We start from the raw sequence: 19,320 nt of genomic DNA on the forward strand, positions 1-19,320 counted from the left end.
GCTACGACAGGTGCGCCACCGCGTCGAGATGGGGCAGGTGGTGGTCGAGCCGCTCCCGCTTGGTGCGCAGGTAGGTGATGTTGTTCTCGCACGGCGGTATCAGCAGGGGCACCTGCTCGGCGACCTGGATGCCGTGCCGTATCAACGCCTCGCGCTTGCGCGGGTTGTTGGACATGAGGCGTACCGAGCGGACGCCCAGGTCCTGGAGGATGCCGGCGGCTGCGCCGTAGTCACGGGCGTCCACGGGGAATCCGAGGGCCACGTTCGCCTCGACGGTGTCCAGGCCCTCCGCCTGGAGGGCCATCGCCCGCAGCTTGCCGAGCAGGCCGATGCCGCGTCCCTCGTGGCCGCGCAGATAGACGACCACGCCCGCGCCTTCGGCGGCGACGGCGCGCAGCGCGGAGGCCAGCTGGTCGCCGCACTCGCAGTGCTGGGAGCCGAAGGCGTCCCCGGTGAGGCATTCCGAGTGCAGCCGGGTGAGGACACCGTCGGTGCCGATGTCGCCGTACACGAGGGCTACTTGTTCGTCACCGCGGTCGTGGTCCATGTAGCCGACCGCCTGGAACTTTCCGTACACGGTGGGCAGCGGCGCATTCACGACGCGTTCCACACCGGTCCGCCGCTGGGGCTTCTTGCCGAGGACGCCTACTTTTTCTGTCATGATTCTCGAGTTCCTAAGCAGAGACGAAAGGCCGTGACGATATGGGTGGTTCACAAAAGCGGTCGGCGGCATACGGCCCGGTGCACGGTCTGTTGCCGGCGGATACTACAGAGGATGTACGGACGCGGGGCGCCGACGTCTCACGGCAGATCGCGGTACTTCCGGTCGGGAGTTTCGAACAGCACGGTCCCTACCTGCCGTTGGCGACCGACACACTGGTCGCCTGCGCGATCGCGCGGGAGATCGCGGACGCCTATCCGGTGCATCTCCTCCCTCCGGTGACGATCTCCTGCTCGCACGAGCACGCGGCCTGGCCGGGAACGGTCTCCATCTCCTCCGTGACCCTTCACGCGGTGATACGGGACATCGCCGACTCGCTGCGCAGGTCGGGCGTGGACATCCTGGTGCTGGTCAACGGGCACGGCGGAAACTACGTACTGGGCAACGTCGTTCAGGAAGCCTCGGCGCGGGGCGAGCGAATGGCGCTGTACCCGGCCGCTGAGGACTGGGAAACGGCCCGCACGCGTTCCGGCGTGGTCACCTCCCTCCTCACCGACATGCACGCCGGCGAAATCGAAGCGTCCATCCTCCTGCACACCCATCCCGAATTGCTGCGCCCCGGCTATGAAACCTCGGACCACACGGCGGACGACCGCCGCCACCTCCTGACAACGGGCATGGCCCCCTACACGGATTCGGGCGTCATAGGCCGCCCCTCCCTGGCGTCGGCGGAAAAGGGCAGGGAACTCCTGGCGGCCCTGACGGATTCCTTCGCCCCGTATTTCTCACTGCTGACGTCGCTTTCCGGCCCGTCCGACCTCTGAGAACAGACCCGTTCCGGCCTGTCCGGCCTTTGCGGACGAGCCTCATCCAGCCCGTCCGGTGTTCGAGGGCGAGCCCCTTCCAGCCCGTCCGGCGTTTGAGGACGAGGCCGAAGGCCGACAGGGGGTCCGGGGGCGACGCCCCCGGGGACGGGACGGGAAGGGGCGGCGGGGGCGACACCACCAGGCACAGCCCCCCGAACTCCCGCGTACCACCGCACCACCAGCACCACCACACCCGGCAGGCTGGCCACAAGACTCAACACTCCGTAGATCACCGCGACGGTCAGCCCCCGCCCGGCCCCCAGCCCCGCCGCCCCGAACGCCCAGGCGGTGACCCCTTCCCGAGGCCCCCACCCCCCCACGTTCAGCGGCAGCCCCATGGCCAGCAACGCCAGCACGGCCAGCGGCACCAGCTCAGCCACCGACGCCCCCGCCCCCGCCACATCGGCGGCCAGCACGAACATCGCGACATACCCGCCCAGCACCACCACGGACGACAGAACCACCACAGGCGCGCTACGCCGGGAGAACAACCCCTCCCGAACCTCGGCGACCCAGGCCCGCCGCCCGGCAATCCCCCGCCCGGCCCCCCGATTCATCCGCAGAGCCACCACCACCGCGAGCGCGCCAACAGCCCCCAACCCCACCAGAGGCGCAACCTGTTGCACGGACTCCCGCACCGGCGACGGCATCATCACCAGCACCACCGCCCCCACCACGAACAGCGCGAGCTGCCCGGCGGTCCGCTCCCACACCACCGCCCGCACCCCCCGCCCCATGTCCCCGGCGCTCTGCCCGTGCCGCACGGCGCGATGAACGTCCCCCAGCACCCCGCCGGGCAGGGCCGCGTTGAGGAAGAGCGCACGGTAGTAGTCGGCGACGGCGGCACCGAAGGGCAGCCGGATCCCCACCCCCCGAGCCACGACGACCCACCGCCACGCACTGAACACGGTGGTCACGACGCCGATCCCCACCCCGGCGAGCAGCGTCCCCCCGTCGATCCGCCGCAGCCCCTCCCCCAGCGCCCGGGTGTCGACCCGCCACACCAGTACGGCGAGAATGAGAACCCCGCCCAGCGCCCCCAGCCGTGCGCGCGACCGCGCACTCATGCGTCCCCGTCCGCCGGCCGGCACAGGGCGAGCAGATCACTGTGATGGACGACGACCCGCAGCTTCCCCGCGGCACAGGCCTCCAGCCGGGAGGCCAGATACCCCTCCGCCCGCGAGGCGAGCCCGGGCCGCTCCTCCACGGCGGCCCCCACCCACCCCCGCAGCCACTGCTCGGTCAACGAGGCGTCCGCGGGCCCGAGCCGCCAGGGACTCGGGTTGATCCGCACGGTGGCCCCGTGCTCGGCGAACACCTCGGCGGCCACGTCGACCGCGTCCGGCCCGAGCATCCCGCCCCGCCGCTGATGGGCGTTGAACGCCTCCATGATCTCCCGGTCCAGCGGGTGGGGCTCGGTCAGCTCCACCCGCCCGGCCACGGAGAGCGTCAGCAGAGCCGTGCACCCGGCCCCCGCACAGGCGGCGGCGAGCGCCTCGATCTCCTCCCGGTCGAGGACGTCGAGCAACGCGGACGCGGTCACCAGCGAGGCCCCGGACAGCGCCTCCGGCGTCAGCCGGGCGACATCGCCCCGCCGGGTCTCCACGGTCACATGGCTCCCGTCGGCGGCGGACCGGGGCGAGGCGACGGCGGCGAAGTGCAGCAGATACGGATCCCGGTCGTGCAGCACCCAGTGCTGGGCACCGTCCAGCCGGGGCGCGAGCCACCGTCCCATGGACCCGGTCCCGCACCCGATGTCGTGGATGACGAACCCGTCCGCCCGGCGCGGCAGATTGGCGAGCCGGATCCGCAATGGATCGAGCAGGTCGTAGGAACGGGCGGCGGCATCCGCCGGCTCCCGCAGCTGCAGCCACTCGGGCGCGTAGCGGGCGGGTTCGTCCTCGCCGTCGTCCCGCAGCCGCAGCGTGGCCCGCTCGCCGGGGCGGAGCGCGGGTCCGGCGCCGGGGATGACGTCCCGGACGTCGGGCCGGCCGGACGCCGTGCCGTCGTGCTCGGTGGTGGTGGTCGCCTGGTTCGTCATGCGGCCCTCCGCGGTTCGGTGGGAAGCCGGCGCAGTACGGCCGCCAGGCTCTGTGCGGTGCCGGCCCAGCCGCCGAGGGCGGCCCGACGGCTGCGGGCGGCGGCCTTGAGCCGGCGCCGTACGTCCGCCTCTCCGAACCAGCCGCGCAGTTCGGCGGCGATGGCGGCGGGGTTCTCCGGCGGGACGAGGATGCCGGGCATACCGCCGTCGGGCGCGCGGCCGACGGCCTCCGGCACCCCGCCGACATCGGTGGCGAGCACCGGAATGCCGCGCGCCAGCGCCTCGGTGACGGCCATGCCGTACGTCTCGGCGTACGAGGTGAGCACCATCAGGTCCGCGGAGGCGTAGCTCGCGTCGAGTTCGGCGCCCGCCTGCGGGCCGGTCAGCTCCAGCCGGTCCTCGAGGCCATGCGTACGGATGAGTCCGCGCAGGTGGTCGACGTACTCGGGGTCGTGCCCCAGTCCGCCGACGAGCGCGCAGCTCCATGGCAGGTCGGCCACCGCCGCCAGCGCCTCGACCAGCCGGTGCTGGCCTTTGCGCGGGGTGACGGCGGCGACGCACAGCAGCCGGGAGACGCCGTCGGTGCCGGGCGCGACGGGGGCGATGTCGGCGCCTGGGGCGGCGACATGGACCCGTTCGGGGGCCAGGCCGTGGTGGGAGACGAGTCGGCGTACGGCCCAGTCGCTGGTGGCGATGACGGCGGGCACGGCCCGCAGGACAGCGCGTTCGCGGGCGTCCAGGTCGGCGGCGACGGCCGGGTCGAGCCCGGTCTCGTCGCCGAGGGGGAGGTGGACGAGGACGGCCATGCGCAGCCGTCCCTCCTCCGCCTCGGGGACGACGATCTCGGGCACCCCGCAGGCGACGATGCCGTCGAGCAGGACGACGGCGCCGTCGGGGAGTTCGCGCAGGGTGCGGGCGAGTTCCGCGCGGGCGGCGGCGTCCGGCCGGGGCCAGTCGCCGGGCACGACGTGCCGGTGCGCCTGCCAGCCGAAGCCGGGCAGGTCGAGGCAGACGCGCCGGTCGTAGGCGTTGCCGCCGCTGGGCGCGGCCGGGTCGTCGACGCCGCCCGGCATGACGAAGTGCACGGAGCGCAGGGACATGGGGATGATCCCGCCGTTCCTCGAGAAGGCCGTCTGCCGGGGAACGTAGTCGAGGCGGGCGGTGCCGGCCCGGTCGGCGGTCGTGGGGGTCACGTCCAGGGTCGTGTCGGTCACAGGTCACGCTCGTAACTCGCCCAGGCGATGTGCGACTCGTGCAGGGTGACGGCGACCTTCGCGATGCCCTTGGCTCCCTCGCCGAGCGCGCCCTTGTGGATGCGGTCGGCGAGCCGGTCGGCGATGACCTTGGCCAGGAACTCCGTGGAGGTGTTGACCCCCGCGAAGTCGGGCTCGTTGTCGAGGTTGCGGTAGTTCAGCTCGCCGACGACGGCGCCGAGTTCCTGTGTGGCGAGGCCGATGTCGACCACGATGTTGTCCTGGTCCAGCTGTTGGCGCCGGAAGGTGGCGTCCACGAGGAATGTGGCGCCGTGCAGGCGCTGGGCCGGTCCGAAGACCTCGCCGTGGAAACTGTGGGCGATCATGATGTGATCGCGGACGGTGATGCTGAACAACGGACGACCCTCCATGTGCGGCGCGTCTGCTCCCCGGCCGATGGCCGCCGGGGATGCCGTGTAGTACGGCTGACTGCCTTCCCGTGTTCAGCCCTCTCTACCTCTTTTCTCAGGTCAGGCGTGCCGGTGCCGCTACGCGGTGTCGTAGCGCAGGCGGTGGCACAGGGCGGGGATCTCGCCGGAGGCGAGGCGGGGCATGACGTCGGGCAGGTCCTCGAAGGCGGATTCGCCGGTGACGAGGGCGTCGAAGGCGGGGTCGGTGAGCAGGTCGAGGGCGAGGGCGAGCCGGTCGGCGTAGCCGAGGTGGGCGCGGGCCGGGGAGACGGTGCCGACCTGGCTGCCGCGCAGGGTGAGGCGGCGGGAGTGGAAGGCCTCGCCGAGCGGGAGGCCGACCCTGCGGTCGCCGTACCAGCTGAGTTCGACGACGGTGCCCTCGGGGCGGAGCAGTTCGAGGGCGCGGCCGAGGCCCTGTTCGGTGGCGCTGGCGTGGACGACGAGGTCGCAGTCGCCGAGGGCGTCGGCGGGCAGGGCGAATCCGACGCCGAGTGCCGCCGCGGTGTCGGCGCGGGCCGGGTCGGCGTCGACGAGCTGGACGCGTACGCCGGGGAAGCGGGCGAGCAGTGCGGCCACCGAGCTGCCGACCATGCCGCCGCCGACGACGGCGATACGGTCGCCGACCAGCGGTGCCGCGTCCCAGAGCGCGTTGACGGCGGTCTCGACGGTGCCGGCGAGGACGGCCCGTCCGGCGGGCACCCCGTCGGGTACGGGGGTGACGGCGCGCGCCGGGACGACGTACCGCGTCTGGTGCGGGTACAGGCTGAACACGGTCCGCCCGACGAGTGTTCCGGGTCCTTCCTCCACCACACCGACGTTGAGGTAGCCGTACTTCACGGGGGCCGGGAAGTCGCCCTCCTGGAACGGCGCGCGCATGGCGGTGTGCTGGTTCTCGGGCACTCCGCCGCGGAAGACGAGCGTCTCCGTGCCCCGGCTCACCCCGGAGTAGAGGGACCGCACCAGGACCTCGTCCGCGCCGGGCGCGGGCAGGGCGATCTCACGGATCACCCCTCGGCCGGGTGAGTCGAGCCAGAACGCACGGGCGGTGCGGTTCATCGGAATCCTCCTGAACGATCGGGAAGCTGCACGCGTACCGAGGGGTGCACAGGCCGCGCACAAGGTAGCGGCGTTGATCGACTCTGTCACACGGCCGGAGGATGTTCGGTGGCCCTGAACCACAGTTACGACGCGAGGCTCGTACAGCAGGAGACTGCTGTGGGGGCGGGCGTACAGATCCTGTTGCTCGCCCTCATCGGTACCGCGATCGGCATGGGCCCTGCGGGCTGGCTGACCGGCCTCGCGTTCGCGATCGCCACCTGGGCGGTGCTCTCCCGGGCCCTGCACCGGTCCCGGCTGCGCTCGTTCGGCGCGGCGAACCGGGTCACGCTCGGCCGTGCCACCCTCGTCGGCGGGGTCACCGCGCTGGTCGCCGACTCGTTCCAGGACTCACCCCCCGTCTCCCTGTTCGTCGGCCTGACCGCCGTGGCCCTGATCCTGGACGGTGTCGACGGCAAGGTCGCGCGCCGTACCGGTACGTCGACTCCGCTGGGCGCCCGCTTCGACATGGAGGTGGACGCGTTCCTGATCCTCGTGCTGAGCGTGTACGTGTCGATGGCGATGGGTCCGTGGGTGCTCCTCATCGGCGGTATGCGGTACGTGTTCGTGGCCGCCGCGCGGGTCTGGCCCTGGCTGACCGCTCCGCTCCCGCCGAGCACGGCCCGCAAGACGGTGGCCGCGCTCCAGGGTGTGCTGCTGCTGGTGGCGGGCGCGGCACTGCTCCCGCACGTCGTCAACGTCGGTGTGGTGGCGCTGGCGCTGGGCCTGCTGCTGTGGTCGTTCGGCCGGGACGTGCTGTGGCTGTGGCGGACCTCCCGCGTCGAGACGGTCCCGGTCCCGCACGAGGTACGGGAACTGGTCGCCGGCTGAGGTCACGCCGGAACCCCGGCGCCCGCCATGGTCCACGGCCCGCCCGGGGGCCGCGTCAGGAAGCCGTGCGGCAGCCGGGCACCGCGTCCTCACCTCGCCCCCGTCACTCGAGGCCGGCCGCGTCGAGCAGCCGGACCACGTCCCTGCGCCCGTAGCCGAGCAGCCGGGCCCGGTGGGCCGCCGTGAGCAGCGACTGCGTGACGATCACGCCCGCGTGGCCGTCCGGGCCGGACCCGTACCACTCCTCGGGTCTTCCGACGCCCAGGCCGGTCAGCACCAGACCGTGCTCCCGGCGCACCTCCGCGACGGTCCCGGCGACCGCGTCCATGAGCGTCCGCCCCGGCCGCTCGCACTTCAGGGCGAAGCACCCCCGGTCCACGGGCACGCACCCCCGCGGCGGACGCGCCCGCACCCCCGCGTACCGCTCGTCGTCCACCCCGGCGTCCCCGAACGCGTCGTGCACCAGCACGAACCGGTGGAACCCGGGTGGGGCCGGAGGTGGCGGCGGCGTGTACTCCCAGTCCGCGTCCTCGTACAACTGCCGTGTCACCTCCTCCTCTTCGGCGTGGGTCACGGTGAACCCCGTCGCCTCGTTGCGCCCGGTCGTCGTGCCGTCGGCGTTGCGGTGGAGGGTGAGACTCATGACGTACTCCGTTCATCACCGGGGCACTGCCCCGAGGGACTGATCCGACGGACCCGTCCCGTCCGGGCCCGTCACCGAATCGAACGGACCACCCGCCCGGCTCGTGCCCCTTTCGCACAGCATCACCCGATCGTGTGAACACGCCCGCCCGCCCCCGACATGGGTTCCGCCAACTCGGCAGCAACAGCCCCTTGTTGCACCGCAGCGGTTGTCGGAGTCGGGAGTTATCCTCACAAGGCGCTTGCGACACATGTGTCTTACGACAACGGGGGGTGTCGTCCATGCAGAGCCGTGACCAGAGTTTTCCGCAGAACTGTCCGGGTGGTCATCCGGGCATGTCGACGGAGGCGGGGATCGACGTCCAGCATCAGCTGGAGTCCCTGATCCAGGACTTCCGGACCAGCGATCCGCCGATGCCGGTGATCGTGCTGCACGCCGAGGACGCGGGGGACGACGACCGTGTCACGGAACTCGTCGACGAGCTGAGCGAGGGCCAGCAGCGGCACGGTACGCGGACGGCCGTCGCCCCGACCGAGCCGCAGCCCGGCGACCTCGACCCGACCGCCCGCGCCGCGCGCCTCCTGTGGGACCTGGGCGACTCCCGCAAGTGGGGCGACCGTTCCGCCGCGTACCGCCCCTACTCCTTTCCCCGCCTGGGTCTGGTGCGCGCCCTCCAGGAGGCGACCGACGATCCGGACATGCGCGAGCACTGGCCGACGGCGCCCGGCGGCACCCCGGACGGGAACGTCCAGCGGGAGCAGGCCCAGACGCAGCTCCTGCGCATCCTGGCCCGGCAGCGCTGGCGTCCCCGCAGGCCCTCGCGCCGAAACCGGCAGCTGCTGCTCAACGATGTGCAGCAGTTCCTCCCCATGGGCGTCCTGGGTGCCTTCACGGCGCTGCTGACCCGCCCCGAGTGGTACATCGCCGTCCTCGCGGGCATCGGCCTGATGGTGCTCCTCGCCGGGCTGAACCACGTGCCCGGACGTGCTCCCCTCTTCCTGTGGCTGCGCAGGGAGAGCCGCTGGTTCCTGACCACGACCTTTCTGCAGTCCGCCGCCCGCCGGCAGTCGACGAGCGTGCGGCTGCTGCGGCCGGTCCGTTCCTGGCGGGCGATCGCGGCGCGCGCCTACGACGTGTCCGAGGCGATGCGCGAGGGCGGCGAGTTCCCGCTCCAGCTGTACGTGCTGGCGCTGTTCGAGGATCTGCGCGACAACCACCGCCGCGCCAGCTGGGATCTGCGCGGCTTCAAGCGGACCCGCCCGCCGGTGCTGTTCCTGCGCCGGGCGGCCCGGGAGAACGGCGGGATAGAGCTGATCAGGGCGGTCAGTGACGTCCGCAGCCGGCGCAGTGAGCTCGACCCGCTGCTGATCGTGGCGGGCGTGGCCGCGGACGACGCCGCGCTGCTCGACCGGGGCCCGGCCGCGAACCCCCCGGCCAACCGCCCGGCACCGCCCTCACGCCTCCCGCAGCGGCTGCGGCACTGGTACGACGAATGGGCGGGGAATCTCCGTGCCGATCAGTCGCCGAGCCGGACGAACGCGCTGCCGTGGGTGCTGCGGATCCCGCTGCCGCACAGCGAGCTGGACCAGCTGCGCCAGTCGGACTGGCGGTGTGTCAGGGCCCGGCACCGGCCGCCGGTGGCGCGCGTGGTGTGGTCGGTGCACAGCGTCCTGCTGGTCCTGGCCCTGGTCGTCACGGCCGGCGTCGTCCACGCGCGGGAACTGGACCGGACGTACTGCTCGGCGGGTCTGCTGACCGCCGACCGGGACACGGAGAAACGTCCCGCGCCCGGCGGCGGCACGGAGTGCGTGGGCATAGCCACCGGGGACGTCCGCTTCGGCGCACATCTGACGGGCGGTACGGCGGGTGAGGGCAAGCGGCTGCGGGAGCTGGAGAGCCTGGTCCGCGCCGAGAACGGCAGGGTGGTGCGTGACCACCCCGACGCGTACGTCACGGTGGTGTACGCGGGCCCGCTGAGCTCCGCCTCGGCGGACCCGTCCCTGGTCAAGGGCGCCGAGGAGCTGACCGGCGTCTATCTGGCGCAGCGCGTGGTCAACGAGAACTACACGGTGAAGCTGCGGGTGCTGCTCGCCAACGGCGGCTCCGACATGGGCCACCAGAAGGTCACGGCCGACGCGATAGCCGCGTACGCCGACCGGGACCCGACCGTCGTCGGTGTCGTCGGCTTCGGCCGCGATCTGCAGAGCAGCCCCGATGTCACGCGCCGGCTGCTCGAGGCCGGACTGCCCATCGTCTCGGGCACCAATTCGGCGACGTACCTGCCGAAGGACTTCTCCAACTGGTTCAGTCTCGCGGCCCCCGACGAGCACCAGGCCAGGGCGCTCGGTCTCATCGCCCGCCAGCTCCGTACCCAGCGGGGCAAGGCCGCCCACGCTCTCGTACTGGCGCGGGACACCAAGGAGTCGCAGGACCGCTACACCAGCGAACAGGCGCTGTACGGCGGGGAGATGCTGGACCGTGAGGGCTTCGAGCCGCTGCCCGCCCAGCGCTACCGGGTGGCGAACGGCAAGCCGGAACTGCGGCAGCACGCGGAGAGCATCTGCCGGGGTGAGCACGTCCCGTCGGTGATCTACTTCGCCGGCCGGGTGGAGGACATCGGCCCCCTGATGACGCAGCTGAGCACCGAACCGGGCTGCGCGAACCGGCAGATCTCGATCCTCACCGGCGACGACCTGAGCAAGGCCCGCTTCTCCGGGACCGGCGGCCGGGACGGCGTGGCCCCGCGGATCACGCTGTACCACGCGGCGCTCGCCGAGCTGAAGGAGGCCGCGTCCAGGACCGCCTTCTACGAGGACGCCTCCCACTATCTGCCGTGGCTGAAGGACGACAGGGTGACGTACGACGCGGCCGGTTTCGCGAGCGGCCAGACGGCCCTCTCCCACGACTCCACGCGTGCCCTGTACTGGGCGGCCAGCCTCGGTGACGTCCCGCAGAGCCGGGCGGCGACCTGGGTGAACCTCCGGAACGTGAAAATCGACGGTATGGCGACCGGCACGATCGACTTCACCGGCGCGCCCCTGTACGCGGAGCGCCACGGCCACAGCATCGTCCTCAACCGGGTCCGCAGGACGGCGGAGGGCGTCTCGCGGGCGGAGGTCCTGTGCAGCAGACCGGCGGGCAGCACGAAGCCGCTCAGTGTGAAGGAGTGCTCGATCGCGTGAGAATCCCGGACCCCGACCAGATCCGCGCCCTGCACGAGAAACACGCGCCCACCGCCGAGGCGTTCGCCGGCGTCCACACGCACTGCGAGACCGTCTGGAGCATCGCCGAGCAGTTGCTCTCCTCGCCCCGCCTCGCCCACGTCGACGCCGGACTGGTCCGCGCGGGCTGTCTGCTGCACGACATCGGTGTCTACCGGCTCTACGGCGACGACGGCCGCCTGGACCACGCGAACTACGTCCGGCACGGTCTGCTCGGTCATGAACTCCTCGCCGCTGAGGGGTTCCCGGAGCCGTTGTGCCGGTTCTGCTCCCATCACACCGGTGTGGGCCTGACCCGCCACGACGTCGAGACGCAGCGTCTGCCGCTCCCTCCCGCCGACTATCTCCCGGTGACGGCGGAGGAGCGGCTGGTGATGTACGCGGACAAGTTCCACACCAAGTCCAGGCCGACACGGTTCCTCACCCCCGCCGGCTACGCGGCCTTCATCGGCCGCTACGGCGAGGAGAAGGTGACCGCGTTCGAGGCCCTGCGGGCGGAGTTCGGCGACCCGGACCTCGACCGTCTGACGCCCGTCCTGCCGTGAGCGCGTTGTGCGGACCGCGTGACGGGACGGCGAGCCGCCTGTGAATCTTCCGGCACCCCGGATGACCTTCACCACAGCAGCGGAGCAAAGAATCGCGATCACCGGGACCGGCACGACCCGCTGAACCGCCGGGATCACGGCCCTTCGGGTCCATCGGGCACATGGGCGGGCCCATTTGCGCGCCATGACTCCCGTGCCGCAGCACCCTTCCCCCTGCCCTAGGATCGTTCAAACGTCAACTTAGTCGCTTCTGCAACCCATCCCGGGCGGTTCTCGGCGACCGTGAACACGTCCGTCGACGGCCCGCGGAAGGAAAGGTGAACCGCATGGCCCTCGGACTGCTCCGGCGTTCGCGTTCCCGCAGTGCCTCCGGCGCCGCACGGGACCTCTCGCTGCCTCTGCCGGCCGGCGCCGGCGCCTACGGCTGCGAGGTCGTCGACCCCATGGGCCAGCCCCTGGGCGGCGCCGAGGTCACGGTGACCGCCATGGACAGTCACCGGGTCGCCGCCCAGGGCACCACCGATCCCTACGGCCTGTTCATGGCCGCGCTCCCGCCCGGCTCGTACAGCGTGATGGTCTCGGCGGAGGGGCTCACCCCGGCCCGCAGCGGTGTCGACATCACCGCCGGCGCCGTCCTTCCCCCGGCGCGCGTCGAGTTGCTGCCCGCCCGGCAGCTGGAACTGCCGGCGCCCGGCACCTGGCTGTTCGACCCGCCGCACACCGCGATCCGGTTCATCGCCAAGCATGTCGGCATGGCCCATGTCCACGGACGCTTCACCCGCTTCACGGGCGGCATCCGCGTCACACCGGACGTGACCGACTCCCAGGTCCAGGTGCGCATCGACGCGTCCAGCATCACCACGGGCAACCGGACCCGTGACAACCATCTGCGGTCCGCCGACTTCCTCGACGTCGAGCACTACCCGTACATCGACTTCACCAGCACCCGGTTCGTCTACCGGGGCGGCTCACGCTGGACGCTGAACGGCACGCTGACCATGCACGGCACCAGCCGCTCCGTGGGCCTGGACACGACGTATCTCGGAACGGTGAACGGCGGTTACGAGCAGGAGCTGCGCTGCGCGGCCCTGGCGAAGGCGGAGCTGCACCGCGAGGACTTCACCCTCAACTGGCGGTCGATGCTGGCCCGCGGCATCGCGGTCGTCGGCCCGACCGTGCAACTGGAGCTGGACGTCCAGGCGATGTACCGCACGGCGGAGACCCCGACGCCCCCGGAGTAGGCGGACGCGGCCCGGCTCCGGATCCGGAGTCGCCGGACCGGGTGCCGGGGATACGTCCCCCGGGGTTTCCGGAACGCCGGTGTGGGGGCGGTTTCGCGGGGGAGGATGGCGTTCATGACGGTTGAAGGCCCCTCCATCGACTCCACCCGGCCCAGCATCGCCCGCGTCTACGACTATCTGCTCGGCGGCAAGGACAACTACGCCGTGGACAGAGAGATCGGCGACGTGTTCTTCCGGGACCTTCCCGGCTCGGTGGCCATCGCCTTCGCCAACCGCGCGGCGCTGATACGGGCGATCGTGGAGATCGTGACGACCACGGAGATACGGCAGTTCATCGACCTGGGCAGTGGCCTGCCGACCGCCGACAACGTCCACCAGGTCGCGCAGCGGCACGCACCCGAGTCCAGGATCGTGTACGTCGACAACGACCCGCAGGTCCTGGTGCACGGCTGTGCGCTGCTGGAGCAGAACGAGCGCACGCGGGTCGTCCGGGCCGACGTCCGCGACCCCGAGACCGTCCGCACGCACCCCGACACCCGGGAACTGATCGACTTCGGCCGCCCGGTCGCCGTGATCTTCAGCGCGATCCTCCACCACGTCAACGACGAGGAGGACCCGGCCGGGATCGTCCGCCACTGGCGCGACCATGTCCCCTCCGGGAGCCACTTCTTCGTCAGCCACTTCCGTTCCGGCGACAACCCGGAGACGGAGGAGGCGGAACGGGTGCTGCAGAAGACGTTCGGGCGCGGCCGGTGGCGGTCCGACGCGGAGATCGCCGCCCTCCTCGACGGCCTGGAGATCCTCGACCCCGGGATCGTCCCCGCGCCGCTGTGGCGGCCCGACACGAACCCCAACCCGTGGAACGCCGACGGCGCGGAGCGTGAACTCAGCGTCTGGCAGCACCTGATCGTCGCCGGGCTGGCCCGGAAGCCGTAGCCGCGGTCCGCGTCCGGGTCACGGGTGTCGCACCGGAGTTCACCGGAACGGGCGACGATCAGGCCTAAAAGCTCTCACCTCATGCGATTTCATCATCCCCTTCGCGCTGTGCCGCATACCGTGGGTTCTCCGGCCGGACACCGCCCCGCGCGGCGGCGGATCAGGAAGGCACGCAGATGGGTCACGTCGCGGAGGACGGAGAAGGTACGGGATGACACAGGTCGCGGGGAGCGAGCTCGGTGAGCGGGTGCCGGGGCGCCGGTGGACGGTGCGGCTGGACCCCGTCGGACGGGGCAGCGCGGAGGTGCGCGTCTCGTGCAGCCGGCCGGCCTGCGCCGAGCAGCGGCTGCCGTCCACGGCGGAGGGCCGTACGGCCGCGGTCGCCCACCTGAAGGCCCACCTGCGCGCCATGCCCGCCCCCCGGGCCGACACGTACTGCGCGTGCCGGGCCGAGGGATGCCATCCCCATCTTCCCGACACCGGCGGGCGGGCCCGTACGGAACCCTGGCGGTGCGGCGGGCCGGTGGTGCTCGCCGTGGTCGCCGACCGGGCGGGGCGGTGGTGGCAGGCGCTGGAGTGCTGTTCGCGGTGCGCGGCCGCCACTCCGGGAGCGCGGACGGCGGTCACGTCCCGGCCGCCCGAGGCGGGCGCCCGCCCGGCCCCCGCGGTGGCGGGGACGCCGCAGTTCTCGGACGGGCAGGCCGCCGCCACCAGTTCGGCCGTTCCGGGGCCCCGTCCCACTCCCGCCGTCCCCCGCCCCGTACCGCCGCGGCGCCGCCGGGTGCCGGAGAAGCGGGTCTCCCAGCGGATCATCCCGCACGATCTGCGGCCCGAGTCGCTGCGGGACGAACTCGTCGAACTCGGGGACCTGTTCCGCGCCTACCAGCGTCGCGACGAACCCGATCTGGCGATGCTCGCCGACCTCCAGGAGCGCAAGGCTCGGGCCTTCCTCACCTGGTCCGACGTCAGCTGCGACGTCACCCTGCGGCTGGAGGCGACGCGCGCCGAGCAGGCAGCGGCGGTCATCCGGCGCCAGCACCAGCACCGTACCGGCGAGGCCGTGGCGGGCGAAGGCACGGGGGTGGCCCGCCTGTTGACCGTACCGACGCACTGGGAGTACGTACGCTCCGTGCTCGCGCACGTGGCGGCGCACGCCCCGTTGCCCGGGGCGGAGGCCCGCCTGCTGGTCCTGATGCTGACCCTGCGCACCGCGCACTCGGGAACCGGCAACCTGGTCGGGCAGGACCTGAACGGCCTGGGCCTGACCGACCCGTCGTCGCTGGTCACCCGGCTCACCACCACCGGCTGGCTGGACCTGCCCTGCACGGTGGAGGACCTCCTGACCTCCCGCCCGGAGAACGCGGTCCCGATCACGGTGCCGTCGCTGGTCCCCACCGAGGACGGAAGCGTCTTCCCCTTCGGCAGAAAGACCCGCCCCAAACTCTCGGGCTGGGCCCAGCGAGTCGTCTCGGACAAGAAGCTCCGCAAGAAGAAGGCCTCCGCCCCCACCCGCCTGCTCGCCCTGACCCTGGCCACACGAACCGACGCGGCAGGCCGTCTGGGCGCCGACGGCAAGGGCGTCCCGTTCGACGACCTCATCGCCCACGTCCCGGTGCCCGTCTCCGAACTGCTGCTTCTGATCGACCAGTTGACGTCTCTCGACTGGCTGGCGGACACCGCCGCCACGGATACCCACCTCACCGCGACCCTCACGGACCGCGTCCTCCCCCTCACCTGCCCCCTCCCGGAGTGAGCCGTTCCTCAGGGAACTGACCGGGGTGCGCCCGCCTGCCGCGGCATGACCGGTGCCTGCGGAAGCAGGAACGGCCGCCGGGGGTCCTCCGGCGGCATCCTGCGGGTGGCGAGGGCCGGTTCGGGGGCCGGGAGGTACGGGGCGAGGGCCGCGTACACCTCGGCCGCGCCGGCGGGCCGGTCCTCGGGGCGTTTGGCGAGCAGGGCGTCGGTCAGGTCCTGGAGCGCGGGCGGGGCGTCCAGGCGGGGCGGGGCCGCGGTGAGGTGCCGGGTCACCAGCTCGGCGGGGTTCCGGGCGTCGAAGGGCGGGCGGCCGGTGAGCAGGTGGTGCAGGAGGCACCCGACCGCGTAGAGGTCGCTGCGCCCGTCCAGCGGCCTGTCCCCCGAGAGGAGTTCGGGTGAGGCGTAGGCGACGTTGCCCAGTGCCTCGCCGATCACGGTGAGCTGCGGGGCGGCGTCCGAGAGGACCTTCACCAGACCGAAGTCGAGGATCTTCACCAGGCCGCTGGCGCGGACCATGACGTTCTGCGGCTTGAGGTCCCGGTGCACGAGGCCGGCGTCGTGCGCGGCGGACAGCCCGGAGCACAGCTGCGCGGCGACGGACACGGCGGCGGGCACGGTCAGCCGCCCGTCGTCGGCGCCGTCGACCACGTTGTCGAGGGTCGTCCCGTCGACGAGCTGCATCACCAGACAGCACACGTCCTCGGTGACGGCGGCGTCGTACACGGTGGTGATGTTGGCGTGGTCGAGCCGGGCGGCCGCCTTCGCCTCCCGCTCGAACCGCGCGAGGGCGGTACGGCGCAGATCCGGCACGGCGAGCAGGTCCGCGGCTACGGTCTTCACGGCGACGGGCCGCTCCAGGAAGACGTCCACCCCCTGCCACACATGCCCCATGGCCCCCCGCCCCAGCACCCGGTCCAGCCGGTACCGGCCCCGCACCACCTTGCCCGCGGCGAACTGCTCCACGCGCGCCTTCTCCTCCGGTCGAGTTCCAGCGGCACGTCCCGCACGTGCCGTCGGCGTCAGGAGCGCCGTGCTCCCGCCCCGGCGGCGTTGGGCCGGCGGGGGTTGAAGACCCAGACTCCCTGGGACTGGGTGGCGCCCAGCACCCTGCCGACGTCCAGGAGCCAGGGGTTCGCCCTCTGGAACGGTGCGAAGTTGTCGTTGGACACGATCACTCCGCCCACCTCCTCCGCGATGGAGATGACCAGGGCGTCCCCGCGGCCTTCGGTGCCCGCCGGGGGCTGCACCACGGTGCCGGCCGCGATGGCCTCCTCCACCAGGGGACGCTCGTGGGGAGCGACGTCGTGCCGGAGCGTCGCGTCGACGACGACGTGGATGTCCCGGTCGGAGTTCTTGAACCGCAGCGACTTGATGGCGGCCTGCAGCGCCTGGAAGCTGGGCAGTCCGCCTGCCGCGCGCGGCGGACGGCCGTTCCACGCGAGGTTGGAACCGTCGACGACCAGGGGCGCGCCAGGCTTCTCGGGGGCCTTGCGCGACCCGGCCATGGCAGCGGGCGTGGGGCGGGTGGCGGGGGTGCCGGCCGTCGTCACGGCGGCGGCCCGTCCCGGTTCCGGGGCTGCCGCGACCGACTGGGGGTGGGTGGGGCGGGGCGTCTCGCGGCCGGTCGTGCGCAGGGAGAGGAGGTCGTTGAGTTCCCTCTCGATCTCCGGCGGCACGGTGCTGTCGCCGAAGACCCTGACCTCACCGTCGAGGACGGTCAGTCCCGTCTTCTGCAGTGTGGCGCGCACCGTCAGCAGGCCTTCCTTGCTGTACGTGTACTCGAGGTCGAAGGCGCCGTCCTCGGCCGCTCCGGAACGTTCCGGGTAGGCGAGGGTGAGTTCGGTGAGCTTCACGTTGTCGGGGTGGTCCACGGGCCGGTCGGGATCGCCTTCCCACACCTCGACGGTCAGTCTGGACACTCCGTCCCTGGACGGCTGGTACGACTTCCTGCGCTGCTGGGGAAGGCGCTGGTTGCGGTCGATGAGCGCGCTGAACTCCCGCTTGCCGTGCCGGTCCTTGGTGATGGTGCCGAGGGCGTGGGTGTTGACGACACGGATGATGCTCTTGAGCTCGCCGTCCATGGCGGCGGCGCAGACCGCGGCTCCCTCGGCGACGGCGGTCAGCGGGTGGCAGAGTTCCGCGCCGACGAGTTCGCAGTCCAGCGCCTCGGCCACCGCGTCACGCACGGCGGGGATCTGGCTGCTCCCGCCGATCATCAGGACCGCTTTGAGTTCACCGGGGTCGATGCGGGCCTGTTCGAGGCACTCCTCGACCGGGTCGAGGGCGCGGGTGATGAGGTCCTGGATCTCGGCCGAGAACTCGTCCTGGCCGATCTCCACGGCGTTCCCGTCCGGCGTGACGATGCGCACGGACTCCTGGGACGACAGCAGGATCTTGTTGCGCTCGATCTCGAGGGCGAACTGCCGCCGCTCCGACTCGGACCACTTCCCGCGTGCGGGCGCCCGCTCGAGGACCATACGGCGCAGGCGCGCGTCGATCTCCAGTCCGCCGAGCTTGTTGACGCCCCGGCTGGCCTTCTCGTCGAAGAACCCGTCGTCGTGCAGCAGCAGGGTGGCGTCCATGGTTCCGCCGCCCCAGTCGAAGACGAGGAACTCCCCGTCCTCCTCCAGGGTGTGCGCGTAGGCGATGGCGGCGGCCGTGGGTTCGTTCAGCAGGGTCTTGACGGAGATGCCCGCCGCCCGCGCCGCTTCCCGGGTGCGGAACCGTGCCGCTCCGGTGGCGTTCGCCGGTACGGTGATCACCGCTTCGCCGATCTCCGTCGCGGCTTCCTCCTCCGCCGCGACGGCCATCGAGCGGAACACTCCGGCGGCCGCGGTCGTGGCGGCGAAGCGCCGCCCGCCGACGGTCACGAGCGGCTCCTCGCGCAGCATGCGCTTGCACGCCTCGACCGCCTGCTCGGAGCGCAGTTTGGCCTCCCAGCCGAACAGGGCTCCGGGGCGCAGCGAACTCGTGCCCACCACCGACGGGTAGAGCTTCTCGAACCCGGGCCGTTCCCAGTCGGCGTCGAGTCCCTGGCCGCCGAGTTCCAGGATCTCGACGTACTCGCCGTTCCACTGGGCGGCGACCGAGTTCGTGGTGCCGAAGTCGATACCCGTCGTCATGCTTCCTCCCCCGCTGCTCCGCCGTCGTCCGCGGGAATTCTCCGCAGGTGTCCGGCCAGTACGACCTTGCCGGTCAGTTCGTCCACGTACGCCGGCCGCAGCACTTCGAAGCCGTCGCCCTCGCCCTCGGTGACGACGAACCGGTCCGATTCCTCCGGCTCGGTCAGTCTGCTGAGGCGCAGTTGCCGCAGGTGGTCCTCGAGTGTGCCGGTGACGAGGTCACCGCCGTGGTCGGGCTGGGTCCACAGCAGCGCGTCGATCTCGGCGAGCCGTCCCGCGAACTGGGCGCGGGTGCGGAACTCGTCGAGTACGGCCTTGCGTACGACCACGTTGAGGCCGGTGGCCGGTGCGGTGTCACCGTCGGTCGTCACGGACTCCAGGGCGGCGGGGATCCGTTCGACCACCCCCTGGATGATCGTCTTGGCGTCGATGGGCTCAAGGGGTTCGGGTGCGTCCACGGGAGCGAGGGGTTGGGCCGCGTCCTGCCCGCGCTCCCGCTTGTCCCTGCGCCGTTGCAGTCCGCCAGGTTTGTGCGGCGCGTCCACGTGGCTGTGGCCCGGCTGTATCTGCCCGCAGTGCGGGCAGGGGCGGTGCGGGCGCTGGTTCTTGGGGATCTTCACCTTCCCACGGCTTGCCGTGGTCTTCTTCTTCTCGGCCATGGGCTGGTCGGGCCTCGCTCACCGTCGTGCGTCGGGTCGGG

At 72.1% G+C, this 19,320-nt stretch carries 16 protein-coding genes and 1 pseudogene; 7 read left to right on the top strand and 10 right to left on the bottom strand.

Features of this window, described 5'->3' with window-relative positions; all coding sequences use genetic code 11:
* Window position 1: 1 nt before the first annotated feature.
* Window positions 2-661, bottom strand: coding sequence for a GTP cyclohydrolase II (gene ribA / locus IF28_RS0114790; protein ID WP_030219291.1), 660 nt, complete (start codon window positions 659-661; stop codon window positions 2-4).
* A 41-nt stretch (window positions 662-702) separates the two neighbouring features.
* On the opposite strand from ribA, the gene IF28_RS37770 reads away from it, so the two are divergent.
* A complete protein-coding gene (locus IF28_RS37770) occupies window positions 703-1,485 on the top strand; it encodes a creatininase family protein (RefSeq protein WP_078621153.1) in 783 nt (260 codons plus the stop codon).
* A gap of 245 nt (window positions 1,486-1,730) precedes the next feature.
* On the opposite strand, the pseudogene IF28_RS0114800 reads toward IF28_RS37770, so the two are convergent.
* The 5 genes and pseudogenes from IF28_RS0114800 to IF28_RS0114820 form a co-directional block, all read right to left on the bottom strand.
* Window positions 1,731-2,594 (bottom strand): annotated as a pseudogene (locus tag IF28_RS0114800) (lysylphosphatidylglycerol synthase transmembrane domain-containing protein); the annotation flags it as partial.
* Window positions 2,591-3,568: a class I SAM-dependent methyltransferase gene (locus IF28_RS0114805; protein WP_030219296.1), complete on the bottom strand. Its 978-nt coding sequence runs from the start codon at window positions 3,566-3,568 to the stop codon at window positions 2,591-2,593. The pseudogene IF28_RS0114800 and the gene IF28_RS0114805, both read right to left, overlap by 4 nt.
* Window positions 3,565-4,668 (bottom strand): glycosyltransferase family 4 protein, encoded by a 1,104-nt coding sequence (locus tag IF28_RS0114810; RefSeq protein ID WP_324616050.1) that lies wholly within the window; start codon window positions 4,666-4,668, stop codon window positions 3,565-3,567. Before IF28_RS0114810 ends, IF28_RS0114805 begins: the two co-directional genes overlap by 4 nt.
* 110 nt (window positions 4,669-4,778) lie before the next feature.
* The gene (locus IF28_RS0114815) at window positions 4,779-5,177 is read right to left on the bottom strand and encodes a 6-pyruvoyl trahydropterin synthase family protein (RefSeq protein WP_030219300.1); all 399 of its coding nucleotides are present in this window, start codon (window positions 5,175-5,177) and stop codon (window positions 4,779-4,781) included.
* A gap of 132 nt (window positions 5,178-5,309) precedes the next feature.
* A complete protein-coding gene (locus IF28_RS0114820) occupies window positions 5,310-6,287 on the bottom strand; it encodes a zinc-dependent alcohol dehydrogenase (protein ID WP_030219303.1) in 978 nt (325 codons plus the stop codon).
* A 108-nt stretch (window positions 6,288-6,395) separates the two neighbouring features.
* Between IF28_RS0114820 and IF28_RS0114825 the strand changes: the two genes are divergently transcribed.
* Window positions 6,396-7,157: a CDP-alcohol phosphatidyltransferase family protein gene (locus tag IF28_RS0114825; protein WP_030219307.1), complete on the top strand. Its 762-nt coding sequence runs from the start codon at window positions 6,396-6,398 to the stop codon at window positions 7,155-7,157.
* A gap of 103 nt (window positions 7,158-7,260) precedes the next feature.
* Here the strand turns inward: IF28_RS0114825 and IF28_RS0114830 are convergent, their stop codons facing one another.
* Window positions 7,261-7,800: a hypothetical protein gene (locus IF28_RS0114830; protein ID WP_030219309.1), complete on the bottom strand. Its 540-nt coding sequence runs from the start codon at window positions 7,798-7,800 to the stop codon at window positions 7,261-7,263.
* A gap of 335 nt (window positions 7,801-8,135) precedes the next feature.
* On the opposite strand from IF28_RS0114830, the gene IF28_RS0114835 reads away from it, so the two are divergent.
* The 5 genes from IF28_RS0114835 (at window position 8,136) to IF28_RS0114855 (ending at window position 15,496) form a co-directional block, all read left to right on the top strand.
* Window positions 8,136-10,982, top strand: a complete 2,847-nt coding sequence (locus tag IF28_RS0114835) for an ABC transporter substrate-binding protein (protein WP_030219311.1) — start codon at window positions 8,136-8,138, stop codon at window positions 10,980-10,982.
* A complete protein-coding gene (locus tag IF28_RS0114840; protein WP_030219312.1) occupies window positions 10,979-11,566 on the top strand; it encodes an HD domain-containing protein in 588 nt (195 codons plus the stop codon). The genes IF28_RS0114835 and IF28_RS0114840 overlap by 4 nt, the downstream gene beginning before the upstream one ends.
* A gap of 326 nt (window positions 11,567-11,892) precedes the next feature.
* A complete protein-coding gene (locus IF28_RS0114845) occupies window positions 11,893-12,807 on the top strand; it encodes a YceI family protein (protein WP_030219314.1) in 915 nt (304 codons plus the stop codon).
* Window positions 12,808-12,912: 105 nt separating this feature from the next.
* Window positions 12,913-13,743 carry an SAM-dependent methyltransferase gene (locus IF28_RS0114850; protein ID WP_030219316.1) on the top strand — a complete coding sequence of 277 codons (831 nt, stop codon included), beginning with the start codon at window positions 12,913-12,915 and terminating at the stop codon, window positions 13,741-13,743.
* A gap of 211 nt (window positions 13,744-13,954) precedes the next feature.
* Window positions 13,955-15,496: a hypothetical protein gene (locus tag IF28_RS0114855; protein WP_030219323.1), complete on the top strand. Its 1,542-nt coding sequence runs from the start codon at window positions 13,955-13,957 to the stop codon at window positions 15,494-15,496.
* 8 nt (window positions 15,497-15,504) lie between these two features.
* On the opposite strand, the gene IF28_RS0114860 is transcribed toward IF28_RS0114855, so the two are convergent.
* From IF28_RS0114860 to IF28_RS39840, 3 genes are read right to left on the bottom strand one after another with little or no spacing between them, the layout of a single operon-like run.
* Window positions 15,505-16,461 (bottom strand): serine/threonine-protein kinase, encoded by a 957-nt coding sequence (locus tag IF28_RS0114860; protein ID WP_078621155.1) that lies wholly within the window; start codon window positions 16,459-16,461, stop codon window positions 15,505-15,507.
* Between the two features lie 56 nt (window positions 16,462-16,517).
* A complete protein-coding gene (locus tag IF28_RS0114865; RefSeq protein WP_030219325.1) occupies window positions 16,518-18,620 on the bottom strand; it encodes an Hsp70 family protein in 2,103 nt (700 codons plus the stop codon).
* Window positions 18,617-19,279: a hypothetical protein gene (locus IF28_RS39840; protein ID WP_234325174.1), complete on the bottom strand. Its 663-nt coding sequence runs from the start codon at window positions 19,277-19,279 to the stop codon at window positions 18,617-18,619. Before IF28_RS39840 ends, IF28_RS0114865 begins: the two co-directional genes overlap by 4 nt.
* Window positions 19,280-19,320 lie beyond the last annotated feature (41 nt).

It is taken from the genome of Streptomyces sp. NRRL WC-3626, assembly GCF_000718785.1.
In the GTDB taxonomy this organism is placed as follows: domain Bacteria; phylum Actinomycetota; class Actinomycetes; order Streptomycetales; family Streptomycetaceae; genus Streptomyces; species Streptomyces edwardsiae.

Excerpts from the sequence above, each read along its gene's own strand:
- ribA (WP_030219291.1), bottom strand. The coding sequence starts at position 661 with ATGACAGAAAAAGTAGGCGTCCTCGGCAAGAAGCCCCAGCGGCGGACC.
- IF28_RS37770 (WP_078621153.1), top strand. The coding sequence starts at position 703 with ATGGGTGGTTCACAAAAGCGGTCGGCGGCATACGGCCCGGTGCACGGT.
- IF28_RS0114805 (WP_030219296.1), bottom strand. The coding sequence starts at position 3,568 with ATGACGAACCAGGCGACCACCACCACCGAGCACGACGGCACGGCGTCC.
- IF28_RS0114810 (WP_324616050.1), bottom strand. The coding sequence starts at position 4,668 with ATGTCCCTGCGCTCCGTGCACTTCGTCATGCCGGGCGGCGTCGACGAC.
- IF28_RS0114820 (WP_030219303.1), bottom strand. The coding sequence starts at position 6,287 with ATGAACCGCACCGCCCGTGCGTTCTGGCTCGACTCACCCGGCCGAGGG.
- IF28_RS0114830 (WP_030219309.1), bottom strand. The coding sequence starts at position 7,800 with ATGAGTCTCACCCTCCACCGCAACGCCGACGGCACGACGACCGGGCGC.
- IF28_RS0114835 (WP_030219311.1), top strand. The coding sequence starts at position 8,136 with ATGTCGACGGAGGCGGGGATCGACGTCCAGCATCAGCTGGAGTCCCTG.
- IF28_RS0114845 (WP_030219314.1), top strand. The coding sequence starts at position 11,893 with ATGGCCCTCGGACTGCTCCGGCGTTCGCGTTCCCGCAGTGCCTCCGGC.
- IF28_RS0114850 (WP_030219316.1), top strand. The coding sequence starts at position 12,913 with ATGGCGTTCATGACGGTTGAAGGCCCCTCCATCGACTCCACCCGGCCC.
- IF28_RS0114855 (WP_030219323.1), top strand. The coding sequence starts at position 13,955 with ATGACACAGGTCGCGGGGAGCGAGCTCGGTGAGCGGGTGCCGGGGCGC.
- IF28_RS0114865 (WP_030219325.1), bottom strand. The coding sequence starts at position 18,620 with ATGACGACGGGTATCGACTTCGGCACCACGAACTCGGTCGCCGCCCAG.
- IF28_RS39840 (WP_234325174.1), bottom strand. The coding sequence starts at position 19,279 with ATGGCCGAGAAGAAGAAGACCACGGCAAGCCGTGGGAAGGTGAAGATC.